The 16,824-nt window shown below is 38.1% G+C and carries 13 protein-coding genes; 7 read left to right on the plus strand and 6 right to left on the minus strand.

Annotated elements, in window-relative coordinates; translation table 11 throughout:
• Nucleotides 1-238: 238 nt before the first annotated feature.
• Complete coding sequence (locus PHT93_RS13380; RefSeq protein WP_300243889.1) at nucleotides 239-751, minus strand: thioredoxin-like domain-containing protein; 513 nt, start codon at nucleotides 749-751, stop codon at nucleotides 239-241.
• Between the two features lie 290 nt (nucleotides 752-1,041).
• Between PHT93_RS13380 and serB the strand changes: the two genes are divergently transcribed.
• Nucleotides 1,042-2,268, plus strand: a complete 1,227-nt coding sequence (gene serB / locus PHT93_RS13385) for a phosphoserine phosphatase SerB (RefSeq protein WP_300243892.1) — start codon at nucleotides 1,042-1,044, stop codon at nucleotides 2,266-2,268.
• 12 nt (nucleotides 2,269-2,280) lie between these two features.
• The gene (locus PHT93_RS13390; protein ID WP_300243894.1) at nucleotides 2,281-2,583 is read left to right on the plus strand and encodes a Dabb family protein; all 303 of its coding nucleotides are present in this window, start codon (nucleotides 2,281-2,283) and stop codon (nucleotides 2,581-2,583) included.
• Nucleotides 2,584-2,590: 7 nt separating this feature from the next.
• Here PHT93_RS13390 and PHT93_RS13395 read toward each other — a convergent pair whose 3' ends face one another.
• A complete protein-coding gene (locus tag PHT93_RS13395; RefSeq protein WP_300243897.1) occupies nucleotides 2,591-3,307 on the minus strand; it encodes an MgtC/SapB family protein in 717 nt (238 codons plus the stop codon).
• Nucleotides 3,308-3,420: 113 nt separating this feature from the next.
• Between PHT93_RS13395 and PHT93_RS13400 the strand changes: the two genes are divergently transcribed.
• Nucleotides 3,421-4,185 carry an exodeoxyribonuclease III gene (locus tag PHT93_RS13400; RefSeq protein ID WP_300243899.1) on the plus strand — a complete coding sequence of 255 codons (765 nt, stop codon included), beginning with the start codon at nucleotides 3,421-3,423 and terminating at the stop codon, nucleotides 4,183-4,185.
• Nucleotides 4,186-4,313: 128 nt separating this feature from the next.
• Here the strand turns inward: PHT93_RS13400 and PHT93_RS13405 are convergent, their stop codons facing one another.
• Both PHT93_RS13405 and ettA read right to left on the minus strand, forming a co-directional pair.
• Nucleotides 4,314-4,961 (minus strand): DUF1080 domain-containing protein, encoded by a 648-nt coding sequence (locus tag PHT93_RS13405; protein WP_300243901.1) that lies wholly within the window; start codon nucleotides 4,959-4,961, stop codon nucleotides 4,314-4,316.
• A gap of 17 nt (nucleotides 4,962-4,978) precedes the next feature.
• The gene (ettA, locus tag PHT93_RS13410) at nucleotides 4,979-6,667 is read right to left on the minus strand and encodes an energy-dependent translational throttle protein EttA (protein ID WP_300243903.1); all 1,689 of its coding nucleotides are present in this window, start codon (nucleotides 6,665-6,667) and stop codon (nucleotides 4,979-4,981) included.
• Between the two features lie 220 nt (nucleotides 6,668-6,887).
• Here ettA and PHT93_RS13415 point away from each other — a divergent pair, with 220 nt between their 5' ends.
• From PHT93_RS13415 to PHT93_RS13425, 3 genes are read left to right on the plus strand one after another with little or no spacing between them, the layout of a single operon-like run.
• Complete coding sequence (locus tag PHT93_RS13415; protein ID WP_300243905.1) at nucleotides 6,888-9,887, plus strand: tetratricopeptide repeat protein; 3,000 nt, start codon at nucleotides 6,888-6,890, stop codon at nucleotides 9,885-9,887.
• 9 nt (nucleotides 9,888-9,896) lie between these two features.
• Complete coding sequence (locus PHT93_RS13420) at nucleotides 9,897-11,666, plus strand: TonB-dependent receptor (RefSeq protein WP_300243907.1); 1,770 nt, start codon at nucleotides 9,897-9,899, stop codon at nucleotides 11,664-11,666.
• A gap of 38 nt (nucleotides 11,667-11,704) precedes the next feature.
• Nucleotides 11,705-13,021, plus strand: a complete 1,317-nt coding sequence (locus PHT93_RS13425; protein WP_300243910.1) for a mechanosensitive ion channel domain-containing protein — start codon at nucleotides 11,705-11,707, stop codon at nucleotides 13,019-13,021.
• A 25-nt stretch (nucleotides 13,022-13,046) separates the two neighbouring features.
• Here the strand turns inward: PHT93_RS13425 and PHT93_RS13430 are convergent, their stop codons facing one another.
• A complete protein-coding gene (locus PHT93_RS13430; RefSeq protein ID WP_300243912.1) occupies nucleotides 13,047-13,310 on the minus strand; it encodes a tetratricopeptide repeat protein in 264 nt (87 codons plus the stop codon).
• Between the two features lie 160 nt (nucleotides 13,311-13,470).
• Here PHT93_RS13430 and topA point away from each other — a divergent pair, with 160 nt between their 5' ends.
• Nucleotides 13,471-15,810: a type I DNA topoisomerase gene (topA, locus tag PHT93_RS13435; RefSeq protein WP_300243914.1), complete on the plus strand. Its 2,340-nt coding sequence runs from the start codon at nucleotides 13,471-13,473 to the stop codon at nucleotides 15,808-15,810.
• 3 nt (nucleotides 15,811-15,813) lie between these two features.
• Here topA and PHT93_RS13440 read toward each other — a convergent pair whose 3' ends face one another.
• A complete protein-coding gene (locus tag PHT93_RS13440; RefSeq protein ID WP_300243916.1) occupies nucleotides 15,814-16,692 on the minus strand; it encodes a hypothetical protein in 879 nt (292 codons plus the stop codon).
• Between the last annotated feature and the right edge of the window lie 132 nt (nucleotides 16,693-16,824).

The raw sequence follows: 16,824 nt of genomic DNA on the forward strand, positions 1-16,824 counted from the left end.
TTCAGCCGGAATTATTCGATGAATAGTAAGACTAAAGTGGAGCAAGAAGTTTGAGTTGATGACATTGGTCTCTAAAATGCCAGTTTGCAGTATAGACGTATCACGATGGATGATTACCATAACAACCCGATATTTTGCCTGATCCATAATAAGGCGTTTGATATGGAACAAAAAAAAATCTCAACTAATTCCTAAATGAATTAGTTGAGATCTACTCTAATAAACAAACTTTCTTGTTTTAACTGTTCTTTAATAATTCTGCCAACTGCTTCGGGTGAATATTCACTGAAATGATTTTTCCTTTATCATCTATCAGGAACGTTTTTAACCCTCTCTTAAGCTTATACGCTTTATATAGCGTTGACTTCGAATTGAATCCTTCTCTTAATTGATTCGCTTTGTCTAACTTGTCAATCTTCAGAGTTTCTTCAAAGATTGATTGATTGTCATCTAAGGAAATAGAGTACATCACAATCTTTTTTGAATCCAATTTATTCACTTCATTTGATAACGCTACGTTACGCGCACGGGATTCGCCATCATAGGCAGCCCAGAAACAGAGTAATGTGTAACGTCCCAAATGATTGTGGAAACTGAGATCACTCCCATTTTCCAAAGACTTTATTCCTGGTGCAAGATCTCCGGGATTAATACCGGTTACCAACCTTGTTTCTTTCGTACTTGCAGAGACTGTTAATAAAGCTATTAATAGCACTACAAATACAGCAGGAACATAAGTTCTTACTCTCATATTTTAATTATTTCGTTAAACCTAATCGGGCTGTTTTTTAATAAATCAAAAAAAGCCCAACTCCTGACTTTCAGGAAAATAAATCCTATCCTTCGCTAAGGCATAAAATTCATTCGAACGCGCAAAGATAAAACATATTGGCAAACCCGCCTAATTAAATAATAAAAAAACGACAAGAAGCAACTTTTTTTATATGTTATATTGCATTTTAAATAAAAAAAGAAGAGCTCTTTCCTTTATTAGAGGAACTTACTTACATTTGTAGAACAAATACACGACAATGTCTCATAATGGAACAAACGAACGAGATTATACTTATTACAATTAGCGGAACCGATAAACCGGGTGTTACCGCTGCCTTAACAGAAATTCTTGCAAAAAACGATGCAGTAATCCTGGATATCGGACAGGCAGACATTCACAACAATCTTTCTCTTGGTATTTTATTTCAATCGCCAACGGTTGATTCTGGTATAATTATGAAAGATGTTCTTTTTAAAGGATACGAACTTGGCGTAAACATCCGCTTTAATCCTATTACTGAAGAAGAATATAGCAAATGGGTTAGTATGCAGGGGAAGAACCGGTATATTATAACAATATTAGGACGTAAGCTGACCGCCAAACAGATAGCCGGGGTATCACAGATTGTTGCAAGTCAAGGTATGAACATTGACGACATTAAGAGACTCACTGGACGTATTCCCCTGGAGGAAAGCGAACGGACTCCTAAAGCAAGTGTCGAATTCTCTATCCGTGGCACTCCTTTGAATAAAGAAAAAATGAAGTCTGACTTCATGCAGCTATCATCGGAATTAGAAATGGATATTTCTTTCCAGGAAGAGAGTATGTACCGCAGAATGCGTCGTTTGATCTGTTTTGATATGGATTCTACTTTGATCCGCACAGAGGTTATTGATGAATTGGCTGAGCGTGCCGGAGTGGGAAAAGAAGTAAAAAAGATAACTGAGGCTGCTATGCGTGGAGAAATAGATTTCAATGAAAGCTTCACACAACGTTGTGCTTTGCTAAAGGGTTTAGATGCGTCTGTTATGCAAGAGATTGCTGAAAACCTGCCGATTACTGAAGGAGCGGATCGCTTGATGCGCATTTTAAAGAAAATCGGGTTTAAAATAGCCATTCTATCGGGGGGATTTACTTATTTCGGTAATTATCTGAAACAAAAATACAATATAGATTATGTATATGCCAATGAGCTTGAAATTGAAGATGGAAAGTTAACAGGGAACTATATAGGGGATATTGTGGACGGTAAGCGAAAGGCTGAACTTTTGCGTCTTATTGCACAGGTAGAGAATGTGGACATTCGTCAGACTGTCGCTGTTGGTGACGGAGCGAACGACTTACCGATGATCAGTATAGCAGGACTCGGCATTGCCTTCCATGCAAAACCTAAAGTGAAGGAAACGGCGAAACAGTCTATTTCTACGATTGGTCTGGATGGTGTTCTTTATTTTCTCGGGTATAAAGACTCTTATTTAGATGAAGAAATTTAATATTATAAAAAGATGATCAGACATATTGTATTATTCAAATTAAAGGAATTTGAGTCGGAAACGGCAAAAAGCGAATGCCAGCAAAGCATCAAGGCTGGTCTGGAAGGTTTGTTCGGTAAAATCAGTGTGTTAAAATTTATTCAGGTAGATTTTAATTGCAATCCGGCAGAAAGCTGGGATATTATATTGACTACGGAATTTGATTCGCTTGATGATTTAAACACGTATGCGAATCACCCGGATCATGTTGCTGTATCCAAACAATTAATAGGCCCGGTCAAAGCAGACAGAGCCTGTGTAGATTACACATTTTAAAAAGAAATCAAGCCAACAGCTTTATTTGGGAGATATATCCTAATTTACGTATCTCTGCAAATAAAGCTGAATAGGATGAATTCATATTCACATTCACTTTATAGGTTATAACAGAGGTATTTGTCTCATAATCCTGTTCGTAAGAAACACTTACAATATAGACTTTTTTTGACTCCAACGTTTTTCTGATCAATTTTAAGTCGGGAGTTGAAACCGAACAATGGATTGCCAATATTTTATTCACTCCATCCAGATACATTCTCTTTTCTAATCTTTCAAGAGAAACTAATACAAACAGGGAAAACAATGTTGTTATAATAGCAGCCAGATACATACCCGCTCCTACCGCCAACCCAACAACGGCCATTACCCAGATACAAGCTGCAGTAGTCAATCCCTGAACGCTTCCATGACTTTGTATGATTGCTCCGGCTCCAAGAAAACCGATACCCGTCAGTACCTGAGCCGCAATTCGTCCCGGATCACCATTTAAAAAATCAGGATAACATTGCGGAATCCATATAGAGATCAACATAGCTGCCGTAGAGCCCATACAGATTAATGTAAAAGTACGCATCCCTGCATCTCGTCGTCTGAACTGACGTTCGACACCGATAACACCACCTAAGACAAAACTTATAAACAATTTCAGAGTTGCAGTATAAGGAGTTATTACGGTACTTTCCAACAACCCATAAATATAATTCATTAAATCTTCGAGCATAATCCTGTTATTTACAAAAACAAAAATAGATAAATATTTGCATTATAGCTAATAACAACAATACAACAAAGATGTTGTATATTTGACTTCAATATAAATTTAAACTCAACAAATTGAAGATAATAACGTATAATGTAAACGGACTACGGGCAGCTGTTACAAAGGGATTGCCCGAATGGATCAAAGCAGAACAGCCGGATGTACTTTGTATTCAGGAAACCAAATTGCAATTGGATCAATTTCCGGCAGAAGTTTTTGATGAATTAGGATACAAATCTTATCTCTGCTGCGCGCAGAAAAAAGGATATAGCGGTGTAGCTATTCTAACAAAAAAAACTCCCGATCATATTGAATACGGTATGGGGATTGAAAAATATGACAATGAAGGCAGGTTCATCCGTGCTGATTACGGAGAGGTATCTGTTGTCAGCGTTTATCATCCTTCAGGGAGTAGTGGCGATGTGCGTCAGGATTTCAAAATGGAATGGTTAGAAGATTTTCAACGTTATGTGGAAGAACTGAAACAATCACGTCCTAATCTAATCCTTTGCGGTGACTATAATATATGTCATGAACCGATAGACATACACGATCCGAAAGGAAATGCAAAAAACAGTGGATTCTTACCTGAAGAACGGGAATGGATGAGTCGCTTCCTGAATGCCGGATATATTGATACTTTCCGTTTTCTGAATCCGGAGAAACAACAATACACATGGTGGAGTTATCGTTTTAATGCACGTTCTAAAAATAAGGGATGGAGAATTGACTATTGCATGGTTACTGAATCATTAAAAGAAGTAGTCAAAGAAGCTTATATTCTAAATGAGGCAGTTCATTCGGATCATTGTCCTGCAGTTTTGAAGATTGCAGACTAACGAAAACGTCTTAGAGCTTGTTTAAATTTTTGTTTTTCGGTTATTTATTAAATCCCCCCTTTGTTTTGCAAAGGAGGGATTTAGAAAAAGGCTATGCGGACTTTTACGAAGCCTGTCGCGTATTATACTTAGAGCTTTGTCAAGACAACATTTCTAAACTGAATGTCTTTACCTTCACTTTGCAATCCGATATGCCCGGACTTCACTTTGTTTGTTCCCGTATTCTGATATACACCATTAACAAACACCGTGATAACTCCATCCTTTACATAAATAGTCGCTCTGTTCCATTCACCTGTTGCTTTCTCACTACTTGGATTTGTTCTTTCAACAACCGGAAAAGCAGGACGTTCTGTTCCGGGACGTTGATGAAACTCAAATAAATCCGAACCGCCTAACAATACAAAGTCTCCGGCTTTTCCTGCGGCCAACTGACATTCTATTCCGTTTGGAAAAGGATTCTTTGTTTCTTCAATCAGTAAGAAGATACCGCTATTCGTAGCCTCTCCTACCCAACGCCATTCTACGTTTAGTTTATAGTCACCATATTTTTCTTTCGTGTACATATAACCAAAAGGTTGGCCGGCGATATGAATCGCTCCGTCACGAACAGAGAAAACCTGTTCTGCAGGAACAGCATTCTTATCAACAATAAAACTCCAATTAGACAAGTCCTTTCCGTTAAATAATTTCACGGTCTTTTGAGCCTGCACGAAAGTAGTACCCATAAATACGGCCGCAGCCATTAAGAAAGCAGAAAGCATTCTTTTTTTCATAATTCTTAAATTTATAGTTAGTCAACAATTAATTTACGATAACGTACACGTTTGGGTTCTTCATATCCGGACTGTTTTCTTTTATATTCTTCATAATCAGAATATGAACCTTCGTAGTAAACAACTTCCGAATTACCCTCAAAAGAAAGAATATGTGTACAGATACGGTCTAAGAACCAACGGTCGTGCGAAATAACGACGGCACAGCCGGCAAAGTTTTCCAAGCCTTCCTCTAAGGCACGAAGCGTATTCACGTCTATATCATTGGTCGGCTCATCAAGTAATAACACATTTGCTTCAGCTTTCAGGGTTAGGGCTAAATGCAGACGATTCTTCTCTCCACCTGAAAGAACACCACAAAGTTTCTCCTGATCTGCTCCGGCAAAATTAAATTTAGAAAGATATGCTCTTGCATTTATTTCCTTACCTCCCACACGGATAAACTCATTTCCTCCCGAAACAACCTGATATACCGTTTTCTTCGGATCAATATCTTTATGTGTCTGGTCTGCATAGCCTAAAGCGACGGTCTCTCCTACTTCAAACGTTCCCTTATCTACCGCTTCCATACCCATGATCATCTTGAACAACGTAGTTTTACCCGCACCATTCGGTCCGATTACACCTACGATACCATTAGGAGGAAGCATAAAATTCAGATTATCGAAAAGCAGCTTTTCACCAAAAGCTTTTGTTACGTCTTTGGCTTCTATCACTTTATTTCCAAGACGAGGACCGTTAGGTATAAAGATTTCCAATTTAGCTTCACGTTCCGCTGCGTCTTCATTCAACAATTTTTCGTACGAATTTAAACGAGCCTTACCTTTTGCCTGACGTGCCTTGGGTGCCATATTTATCCATTCCAATTCACGTTCTAATGTTTTACGACGCTTGCTGACTTGTTTTTCTTCCTGCGCCATTCGTTTTGTTTTCTGATCCAACCAGGAAGAATAGTTTCCTTTCCATGGAATACCTTCGCCACGGTCTAATTCGAGAATCCAGCCGGCAACATGATCTAAGAAGTAACGGTCGTGCGTAATACAAATAACCGTACCTTCATACTGCTGCAAATGTTGTTCTAACCAGTCGATTGATTCAGCATCTAAGTGGTTGGTAGGTTCATCGAGCAATAATACATCCGGTTGTTGAAGTAAAAGACGACACAGGGCAACACGACGGCGTTCACCTCCGGATAAAGTATCCACGACCTGATCTTCAGGCGGACAACGAAGTGCGTCCATTGCTCTTTCCAAACGACTATCCAAGTTCCATGCATCCGTCGCATCTATCTTATCCTGCAATTCGGCCTGACGTGCAATCAACGCATCCATTTTATCCGGATCATCCAAAACTTCCGGATCGCCGAATCGTTCATTGACCTCTTCATATTCTTTAAGAGTATCAACGATTTCCTGTACCCCCTCCTGAACAATTTCCTTTACTGTTTTACCGGATTCCAACTGAGGATCCTGCTCCAAATATCCGACAGAATATCCGGGTGAAAACACCACTTCACCTTGGTATTCTTTCTCAATACCGGCTATAATCTTCAGTAAGGTAGATTTTCCGGAACCATTCAAACCGATAATACCGATTTTTGCTCCATAGAAAAAGGACAGATATATGTTTTTGAGAACTTGTTTTTGCGGAGGAAAAGTTTTAGACACCCCCACCATCGAAAAAATTACTTTCTTATCGTCTGACATAAACTAAATAGATAACAATGTTTAAATTAACGTTTGAGAGCAAAGATAATAAAGATAATAAAGATAATTGTTATTACACGATTCTTGTTTTTGTTAGTAATTAATGTTTAATTTCTACAACAAAGTATAGATAAGGGCTTTTTATTACGCCCTTATTTTTATATTTGCATGAAAAGAACTGACGAAGCTAAAGTGCTTCACAACAAAAAGCTAAAGGCTGATGAAAAAAATTCTTATTTCGCTGTGTGTTGTAATAGGTAGCCACACAGCTTACGGACAACGCAATCACCAGTATGAAGCGGCAGACCGTTTATTTATTGAGGGCAAAGAGTTGTTTAGTTTGAAAAATTATGCCGGTTGTATAGACAAACTACAAGCATTTAAAACAACAGCGACTGATGCAGACCTGATACAGGAAGCTGATTTTATGCTGGTTGCATCTGCCTTTGCGCAGGGACGTGCAAATACAGACCTTTTACTCAAAGAGTTCCTGGACAACTATCCGGATACACGGCATCAATCCATCATCAACTTTATGATCGCTTCTGTTCATTTTGATCGGGGAGAATATGACAAGGCAGTATTCTGGTTTGGTGAATCAGATATCGATTTGCTTAATCCGGATCAGCAAGAGGCTTATTCATTCCGCCTCGCCTATTCTTTATTACAAACGGGTGAGAAAGATAAAGCACGAAGTTATTTTACGAGAATCCAGCAAATTGGGAAAACATACAGAACCGCTTCGAGCTATTATGTAGCTTACTTAGATTATATTGACGGAAATTACGACAAAGCATTAAGCGAGTTCTCCAAACTAAAAGAAAAGAAAGAATTCGGAGTTTTGTCTCAGTATTATATTACTCAGATCTATTTTATCCAGAATAAATTCGACAGAGTAACTAAAGAAGGTGAAAGTTTGCTGCAATCTTATCCGAATGAAGCAAATAATAATGAAGTACACCGTATTGTCGGGAATTCGTATTATCGCCTCGGCAATCAGAATAAAGCAACAGAACATCTGTCAAAATATGTATCCATGACAGATAGTCCATTACGTGGAGATCTTTATATTTTAGGAGTTTGCTATTATAACCAAAAAAACTATAATAGTGCTGCTGACATGTTAGGACGCGTTGTAACAAAGAGCGACGAGTTGACACAAAATGCGTATTTGTATCTTGGACAGTGTTATCTGAAACTTAATGATAAGAACAATGCGCGTATGTCTTTTGAGGCGGCGGCAACTGCTAATTTTGACAAACAGGTTAGAGAAGTAGCATTGTATAATTACGCATTACTTCTTCATGAAACATCTTTCTCCGGATTCGGGGAATCAGTTACTGTCTTTGAAGATTTTCTCAATGATTTTCCCAATTCAAAATATAATGACCGCGTAAATGACTATTTAACGGAAGTTTACCTGACCACCAAAAATTATAAAGCGGCACTAACATCTATTGATAAAATCAATCGTCCGGGCACTAAAATACTTGAGGCTAAACAAAACGTTTTATTCCAATTAGGAACAGAAGCCTTTACAAATATGAACTTAGATGAAGCGGAGGACTACCTCAGTAAAGCCATTGCACTTGGAACCTATAATCAGGAAGCAAGAAGCGATGCTTATTTCTGGAGAGGAGAAACATCTTATCGTAAAGGAAACTATGCAAAAGCAGCAGCAGATTATAATACGTATCTGAATAGTACGCGCCTTCGTAATACGGATATGTATGCGTTAGCTTATTATAATTTAGGATACAGTTATTTTAAGCAAAACCTATATCACGAAGCGTTATCCCGTTTTCGTCAATATGTGGATATAGAGAGCAACCAACAAGCCGCTTCTTATGCCGATGCATACAATCGCATCGGAGATTGTCTTTTCAACAACCGCCAGTTCTCTGATGCGGAGTCAGCATATGCACGTGCATCTCACCTACAACCATCGTCAGGCGATTATGCCGTTTACCAACGAGGTTTCCTTTTAGGACTACAAAAAGATTATCGTGGAAAAATAAATGCAATGGATCGTCTGATCGGAGATTATCCTCAGTCTCAATACGTGGATGATGCTTTGTTTGAAAAAGGGCGTGCCTTTGTAATGTTAGAAGAAAGCAAAGGGGCTGCAGATGCATTCAACACACTCATCAGTCAGTTCCCTCAAAGTAGTCTCGCGCGTAAAGCAGGCGTTCAGTTAGCTCTTCTCTATTACAATGATAATCAATTGGAGAAAGCGGCAGAAGAATACAAAAAAGTTATAGAAATCTATCCAGGCAGCGACGAAGCAAAAGTGGCTATGCAAGATTTAAAATCAGTGTATGTTGATTTGAACGATGTCAGTTCATATGCAAATTACATAAACTCACGTGGCGGTAATGCTCGTTTTGAAATCAGTGAACAGGATTCTCTAACTTATATCGCAGCCGAAAAATTGTTTATGCGTGGGGATAACACAGGAGCTAAACGAAGCCTGGAGAACTACCTGCAATCTTTCCCGGAAGGAGCATTCAGCACGAATGCGAATTATTATCTCGGATCTATTGCTTTCTCTCATAAAGAATACGATCAGGCTATCCGTTTATTTGAAAAAGTGTTAGATAGCGGAGAATTGAAGTTCCGCGAAGAAGCTTTAGCACGTAAAGCAGAAATAGAATATATGAATAAGGATTATTCCGAATCTTTAGAAAGTTTTAAAACGCTACTTGTTATTGCCGAAAATCCGGAGAATATTGTGGCAGCTAAACTTGGATTAATGCGAAGCGCGCAATATTCAAATCAACCTTTGGAAGCACTACAAGCAGCTAATCAACTGCTCGAAGATCCTAAACTTTCTCCGGAAGTACAGATTGAAGCACGTTATATCCGTGCTAAAGCTTATATTTCTCAGAAACAAGAAAAGAAGGCTTTGGCTGATTTACAGGTATTGAGTAAAGACACAAGAACAGTTCAGGGAGCTGAAGCTAAATATTTGCTGGCTCAACTTTATTTCAACGATAATCAGGGAGATAAAGCTGAAAAAGAGTTGATGAACTTCATTGAAAATGGGACACCTCACCAATATTGGCTGGCTCGCGGATTTATTCTGCTTGCAGATATTTATATCAGCAAAGAAGATGATTTCCAAGCGAGACAATACCTGACCAGTTTGCAAAATAACTACAAGGGACAGGATGATATTAGTGATATGATTGAAGACAGATTGGGTAAACTAAAGAAATAAAAGAAAGCGATGAAAACAATATATAATGTAAAAACATGGTCTCTCGTAGCATTGATTGCCATCGCAGGTAGCGTGCAGGCGCAAGACAATAATCTTAAAAGGGAATTAACACTCGAACGCGAATATGACCCTTCTGTACAGGATGCGAACAAAGTTAATACCTTACCGATTATCAAGCAACCTGAAATAAAGAAGACAACAATTGACTACGCAACACAAGCTGTCCCAACCGATCCGGACAAGGAAATAAGCGTTCTTCCTTCAGGAAAGGTTATGACCGACATCGTCTATAATAAGAACAAAGGGTATTTGAATGTAGGAGTCGGGACTTATACTAACATAAATGGAGATTTGGGTTATCATATCTTAAATACGGATAAGGATCAACTAAATCTATTCTTCTCACACCGTTCAAGTGGTGGAAAAAGAGAATACTTGCAAGAGAAAGGAACAAAGCAGAAAGTACATCTGAATGACAATCTTGGTGGACTGAATTTTATGCATTATTTCGATAAAGCCACATTGAAATTAGGCGCTCGTTATGGATATAATGCATTCAACTATTTTGGTTATCCAATCTCCAATCCGGTATCATCCATACCTCTTTTAGTAGATAGTGAAACAAAACAAATAGATCAACAGATCCGACTAAATGCAGGCGTAAATTCGAAAGAAGGTGCATCGCTCGGTTATCTATTGGATTTTGACTATACAAACTTCTCGCATAAATATGGGTTGTCTAAAGCAGATGATGGAATAAAAGAAAATACAATCAGCGTTAAAGCTGGCCTAAATACTCCATTCGGGGGTAATCAACTAATTGGAGTAGATGGGAAAGCCGATTTCTTCAGTTATAGCCTGCCTACTCTTCCTGCCACTGCTTTAATTGTTCCGGAATTTGAGAATCATGCAGAAATTACCTTGTCTCCATATTATAAAGTGGAAGGTGATATCTGGAAAATTAAGTTAGGAGCGAATGTGATGGCAATAACAGGAGATAATGACAAATTATTTGTATCCCCTAATATTGCTGCAGATGTTGAGATAGCCAATAAGACAGTCTTGTACCTCAAGGCAGATGGGAAAATACAATCGAATAGCGCATACGAACTGTCTCAAATGAACAGATATATTAATCCATGGTTAGCAGTACAGCCCTCTCGTAATTGGTTAGATGGTATTGTAGGGCTAAAGAGTGGTGTTGCTCCGGGATTTTGGTTTGATGTTTTTGCCGGTTATAAGGCAACAAACAATGACGCATTTTTCACGCAAGAGACAATCCTGTCTGGAACAGAAAACAACTTTGGAAATTTCAGTAACGTAATCGGATTAGATTCTAAAGTATTATATTTTGGTGGTCAGCTAAAATACAGTTATCAGAGTTTGTTCGATTTTTCATTGAAAGGAGTTTTCAACAATTGGGATATAAAAGAATCTGACAATTGGACATCCGGCATTGTTCCCGACTTTGAGCCTTACGGACGTCCTAAAACGGAGATAACTGCAAACATCGACGTTCGCCCTATTGATAAATTGACTGTTAGTGCCAAATATTATTTAGGAAGCGGGCGCAAAACGGCTCAAACCGTATCGTACGACTGGGAAGCCATTGACATGGATAATATCAACGAACTCAATGTTACCGCATCATATAATCTTACATCCAACGTTGGAATATATGGTCAGTTAAACAATTTGTTATTTCAGGAATATGATCTCTTATATGGTTATCCTGCGCAAGGCTTCAATGCCATGGTAGGTATTAACATCAATTTTTGATTTGCATCCCCGCATTATTAATACATTTGACAAGATTTATGGAAGAATTTGAGGAAATAGAACAAACATATGGTTCACTAACGGATAAAATTGCAGTATGGATGGATAATCTATTAACTGATTGGGGATTTTCTCATATGTGGACTGCGTATATTAAAATTATCATCTTGCTTTTATTGACTATTGGAGTTGTTTTTCTTCTACAATATTTGGTAAATCATATTCTCACTTACGTATTTAAACGAATTGCGTCAGTTACTAAGTTATCCTTTTTTAATCATACGACGAACAACAGGCTGCCTCATTATCTGGCTTTGGTTGTGCCTTATACTTTTGTCAGAACAAGTATTCCTGTAATTTTCTATGATTTCAAGTCATTCATTACGCCAATGTACAAATTGGTGGATGTATATATGGTTTTTATGATTATTTGGACTATCATGTCTTTAGTTCGTTCATTCGGAAATGTTCTGGAAGAAAAACCTGCATTTAAGAACAAACCGATGAAAAGCTATTATCAGGTAATACAAATTTTCTTTTTCATATTCGGAGCTGTAGCTATTTACGCCATACTCACAGGAAAATCTGCTACAGGATTTTTTGCCGCTATGGGAGCTGCCTCTGCTGTTCTTTTATTGATGTTTAAAGATACAATTATGGGATTTGTAGGTAGCATACAAATATCAACAAACGATATGGTGCGTATTGGAGACTGGATCACAATGAACAAATATGGCGCAGACGGTGATGTGGAAGAAATAAACCTGACTACAGTCAAAGTCCGTAATTTCGATAAAACAATTACGACAATCCCAACTTATGCATTAATCTCGGATTCGTTTCAAAACTGGAGAGGTATGAAGGATGTTGGGGCAAGACGTTTTAAGCGCGTCTTCCATGTCAGGTATGATCGCGTTCGATTTATGACAAATAAAGAGTTGGAGAAATTCAAGAAAATAGAAGGACTAAAAAAATATATTGAATCCAAACAAAAGGGAAATACGGTTGAAGTTCAGGGTAATGAGAACTTTCTGGCAGGTATAAACGCAATAACCAATGTTGATTTATTCATTCAATATTGCACGGATTATCTTCGCCATCATCCGAAAATTAATAAGAATATGACCTTATTAGTCAGGGAACTACAACTTACAACGCAAGGTCTTCCTATCGAACTTTATTCGTTCACCAATACAACCGTATGGGCTGACTATGAAATTATCGTCGCAGAGGTAGTAAATCATTTAGTCACTGTTGTAAATGATTTCGATCTGGTTATTTATCAGGAATCTGCAGGTAGCGATAATTTCGATCTTTATATCAAAGAACATAAGATTGATAAATCCGGAAAATAATTTATTCTGATCAGAGCGCAGCAGGTTAATGATTATACATGTCCTTATTATAGAACTCCATGATTTTCATTAACATGCTGTGCGCCTGTTTAGCCGGACTATCCGGATTTATTTCCATAGCATTCAGATAGTTATTCAAAGCCTGACGAAAATCACCTTTTTTAGAATAAGCATTACCTCTTATAAAGTACGCCTCATCCTCATTCGGATTTTTGATAAGATATTCATTTAATAGATATATTGCTTGTTCTACCTGCCCTTCTGCAAGCATTTTTTTTACTTCATCCATTTTATCATTTTGCCGTATTTACTCCAACAAAGATAGTCTATACGCATAGTAAATCGAATATTAGACGAATCAAAATACTGTTTTTTTCATTTTGGATGCCACCTTACGTTAATTATTTATGTATGTTTGCACTCGATTTCAAAAAAGAACGAAAGAGTATATGCAGAAAAATCTGGTAATAGTCGAATCTCCGGCTAAAGCGAAAACAATCGAAAAGTTTCTTGGAAAAGATTTTAAGGTAATGTCCAGCTATGGTCATATACGAGACCTGAAAACAAAAGATTTCAGTATTGATATTGAAAATAACTATACGCCTGAATACGTTGTTCCGGCAGATAAGAAAAAGCTTGTTTCCGAGTTGAAATCCGAAGCTAAAAAAGCCGACATGGTATGGCTCGCTTCCGATGAAGACCGCGAAGGAGAAGCTATTTCCTGGCATTTGGCTGAAGTACTCGGACTTGATGCAAAAAAGACCAAACGTATCGTTTTTCATGAAATCACCAAGAATGCAATTCTGCACGCTATCGAAACTCCCCGCGAAGTCAATATTGACTTAGTAAATGCACAACAAGCGCGACGCGTGCTTGACCGTATTGTGGGTTTTGAACTATCTCCGGTTCTTTGGCGTAAAATTAAACCGGCTTTATCTGCTGGGCGTGTTCAATCCGTTGCTGTACGTTTAATTGTAGAGAGAGAACGCGAGATAAACGATTTTGTATCTGAAGCTTCATTCCGCGTAATCGCGACCTTCATATTACCGGACGGTACCACACTGCTTAAAGCGGAGTTAAACAAACGGCTAAAAGACAAGCAGGATGCATATAAATTCTTAGAAGATTGCCAGAAAGCATCTTTTGTAATAGAAGATATCACAAAAAAACCTGTCAAAAAGTCTCCGGCAGCTCCATTTACGACATCAACATTACAACAGGAAGCCGCCCGAAAATTAGGATTTTCCGTGTCGCAAACGATGATGATTGCTCAACGCTTATATGAGTCGGGATTCATTACCTACATGCGTACGGACTCTGTTCATTTAAGTGATTTAGCACTTGGTACAGCCAAAGAAGCTATTATAGATATTTACGGAGAGAAATATTATAAATTCCGTCAATATCACACCAAAAGCAAAGGAGCGCAGGAAGCACATGAGGCAATCCGTCCGACCTATATTGCGAATACGGATATCGAAGGAAGTGCTCAGGAAAAGAAACTGTATGAATTAATACGTAAGCGAACGATTGCTTCTCAGATGGCTGATGCCGAATTAGAGAGAACGACTATTTCTGTCTCTATTTCCGATAAAAAAGAAAAATTTGTTGCCGTAGGTGAAGTTATTTCATTCGATGGATTCCTTCAGGTATATCGTGAAGACACAGATGATGAGCATGAAAAGGAAGAAAACGGAATTTTACCTCCGGTTAAATTAAACGAAGTCCTGACAAGAAAAGATATTATAGCAACAGAACGTTTCACACAACGTCCACCTCGTTATACAGAAGCGAGCTTAGTTCGCAGTCTGGAAGAATTAGGTATCGGACGTCCGTCAACTTATGCGCCAACAATTCAGACAATACAAAACAGAGAGTATGTTTTAAAAGGTGATAAAGATGGTGTTGAACGAAAATATCATGTGCTTACTCTTTCAAAAACGGGCATCAAGGATGTTGAAAAGAAAGAAATTGCAGGTGCTGACAGAAACAAACTCATTCCGACAGATATAGGTATTGTGGTGAATGATTTCTTAATGGAGTACTTCCCTGATGTATTAGATTATAATTTTACAGCCAGCGTTGAAAAGGAATTCGACAGCGTAGCCGAGGGAGAAATGGAATGGACTAACTTAATCGATAAGTTCTATAAAGTATTCCACCCTATTGTAGAAAAAACGGTAGCGATTAAAACAGAACATAAAGTTGGCGAACGTGAATTAGGGATTGATCCTAAAAGTGGGAAACCGGTCTTTGTAAAGATCGGTCGTTATGGTCCTATTGCACAAATAGGTCAGGCTAATCCGGACGACAAAAATGCACCGAAGCCTCAGTTTGCTTCATTAATGAAAGATCAATCCATAGAAACGATAACTTTAGAAGAAGCTCTCAAACTATTTGATCTTCCTCGCGTGATCGGAGATTTCGAAGGAGAAGAGATGGTTGCTGCAGTAGGACGATTCGGACCTTTTATCCGTCACGCGGGCAAATTTGTTTCTATTCCTAAAACGTTAGACCCGCTGTCGATTACTTCTGAAGAAGCAATCGAGTTGATAAAAGAGAAACGCGAAAAAGAAGAAAAGCGTAATATTAAGAAGTTTGACGAAGATCCGGCAATGGAAATTCTGAATGGCCGCTATGGCCCTTATATTGCTTATAATGGCAAAAACTACAGAATTCCAAAATCTGTTGCAAAACCGGAAGACTTAACTCTTGAAGAATGCAAAAAGATTGTGGAATCCGCAGCTGATAAACCTGCTACTAAAAAACGAGCAGCAAAGAAAAAATAAGTTTTATTTTACAACGCAAACGGTAGAGATCATTCCAAATGTAGCGTTGTCATTCAAACTCCAAACAATATTTCCCTGATTATCCAATTCAACTAATTGTGGATTATCAGGGAAATCAGGATCTGTACCATGCCCTTGCCAATTACAAAGGAAAAGCCCTCCCTGTTTAGTCGGTAATAATTGTGCTACAAAACGTAAAGAAATACCCTCAATATCATTTGCCTGAACCTCCTTTACAACGTCTCCCCCTTCTATATCAAGTTCAACATAACTATGAGCATCGCCACAGGCAACAAGATAATTCCCATTTGGTAAAAGGGCAGTGCAAAAAGGAGTTCCCTCTAAAGGAATTTGTTTAACAACATTGGCCGATGGAGATATTTCCCACAAATCTGAAGATTGAAACAATGGGATAAGATAATTTCCTTTATTGTTCTTATTTACCTGCCTGAATTGAGCATGAGGGACATCTATCTTCGTATCGAAAAAAATTTGTGAAGAGATCGTACCTTTTGAATCAACTTCCATAATAGAAGCCGGATTACCGCACCAGGCAAGCAGATAATTTCCATCCGGAAGGACTTTTGCCGTTTGAAGTTCGCAATTTTCCGGTGCCGGAATATCCCATAATACTTTTTTATCTTTTGTAATTAACTGAGCTCCTTTTGAATAAGAAAAAAGAATATTTCCCGCTTTATCCATGTCAACCGAATTACATTCCCAACCCGCGTTCAATGGATATTCCCATTCGATCTGTTTAGATTCTTTATCTATTATTACTAACTTATTCCAACCGGAGCCAGCTAATAAAAGTTTTTCAGATGATGAAGAACAAGATGTCAGGATGAGAAGAGATACAAAAAGAGTAATAAGTTTTTTCATTTTAGTATTTTCCATTTAAAATCCAAGCAACTCCTGGATTATTGTTATTAATTAACTTTCATATTCTATCTTTATACCAGGGCGTTAAGAGGAAACAGGCTCTGCTGGGGAGCAACCTGTCAGCAATAAACA

Source organism: Massilibacteroides sp., assembly GCF_028705895.1.
Lineage (GTDB): Bacteria > Bacteroidota > Bacteroidia > Bacteroidales > Tannerellaceae > Massilibacteroides.

Excerpts from the sequence above, each read along its gene's own strand:
- PHT93_RS13415 (WP_300243905.1), top strand. The coding sequence starts at position 6,888 with ATGAAAAAAATTCTTATTTCGCTGTGTGTTGTAATAGGTAGCCACACA.
- serB (WP_300243892.1), top strand. The coding sequence starts at position 1,042 with ATGGAACAAACGAACGAGATTATACTTATTACAATTAGCGGAACCGAT.
- PHT93_RS13380 (WP_300243889.1), bottom strand. The coding sequence starts at position 751 with ATGAGAGTAAGAACTTATGTTCCTGCTGTATTTGTAGTGCTATTAATA.
- PHT93_RS13405 (WP_300243901.1), bottom strand. The coding sequence starts at position 4,961 with ATGAAAAAAAGAATGCTTTCTGCTTTCTTAATGGCTGCGGCCGTATTT.
- PHT93_RS13430 (WP_300243912.1), bottom strand. The coding sequence starts at position 13,310 with ATGGATGAAGTAAAAAAAATGCTTGCAGAAGGGCAGGTAGAACAAGCA.
- PHT93_RS13425 (WP_300243910.1), top strand. The coding sequence starts at position 11,705 with ATGGAAGAATTTGAGGAAATAGAACAAACATATGGTTCACTAACGGAT.
- ettA (WP_300243903.1), bottom strand. The coding sequence starts at position 6,667 with ATGTCAGACGATAAGAAAGTAATTTTTTCGATGGTGGGGGTGTCTAAA.
- PHT93_RS13420 (WP_300243907.1), top strand. The coding sequence starts at position 9,897 with ATGAAAACAATATATAATGTAAAAACATGGTCTCTCGTAGCATTGATT.
- PHT93_RS13395 (WP_300243897.1), bottom strand. The coding sequence starts at position 3,307 with ATGCTCGAAGATTTAATGAATTATATTTATGGGTTGTTGGAAAGTACC.
- PHT93_RS13440 (WP_300243916.1), bottom strand. The coding sequence starts at position 16,692 with ATGAAAAAACTTATTACTCTTTTTGTATCTCTTCTCATCCTGACATCT.
- PHT93_RS13390 (WP_300243894.1), top strand. The coding sequence starts at position 2,281 with ATGATCAGACATATTGTATTATTCAAATTAAAGGAATTTGAGTCGGAA.
- topA (WP_300243914.1), top strand. The coding sequence starts at position 13,471 with ATGCAGAAAAATCTGGTAATAGTCGAATCTCCGGCTAAAGCGAAAACA.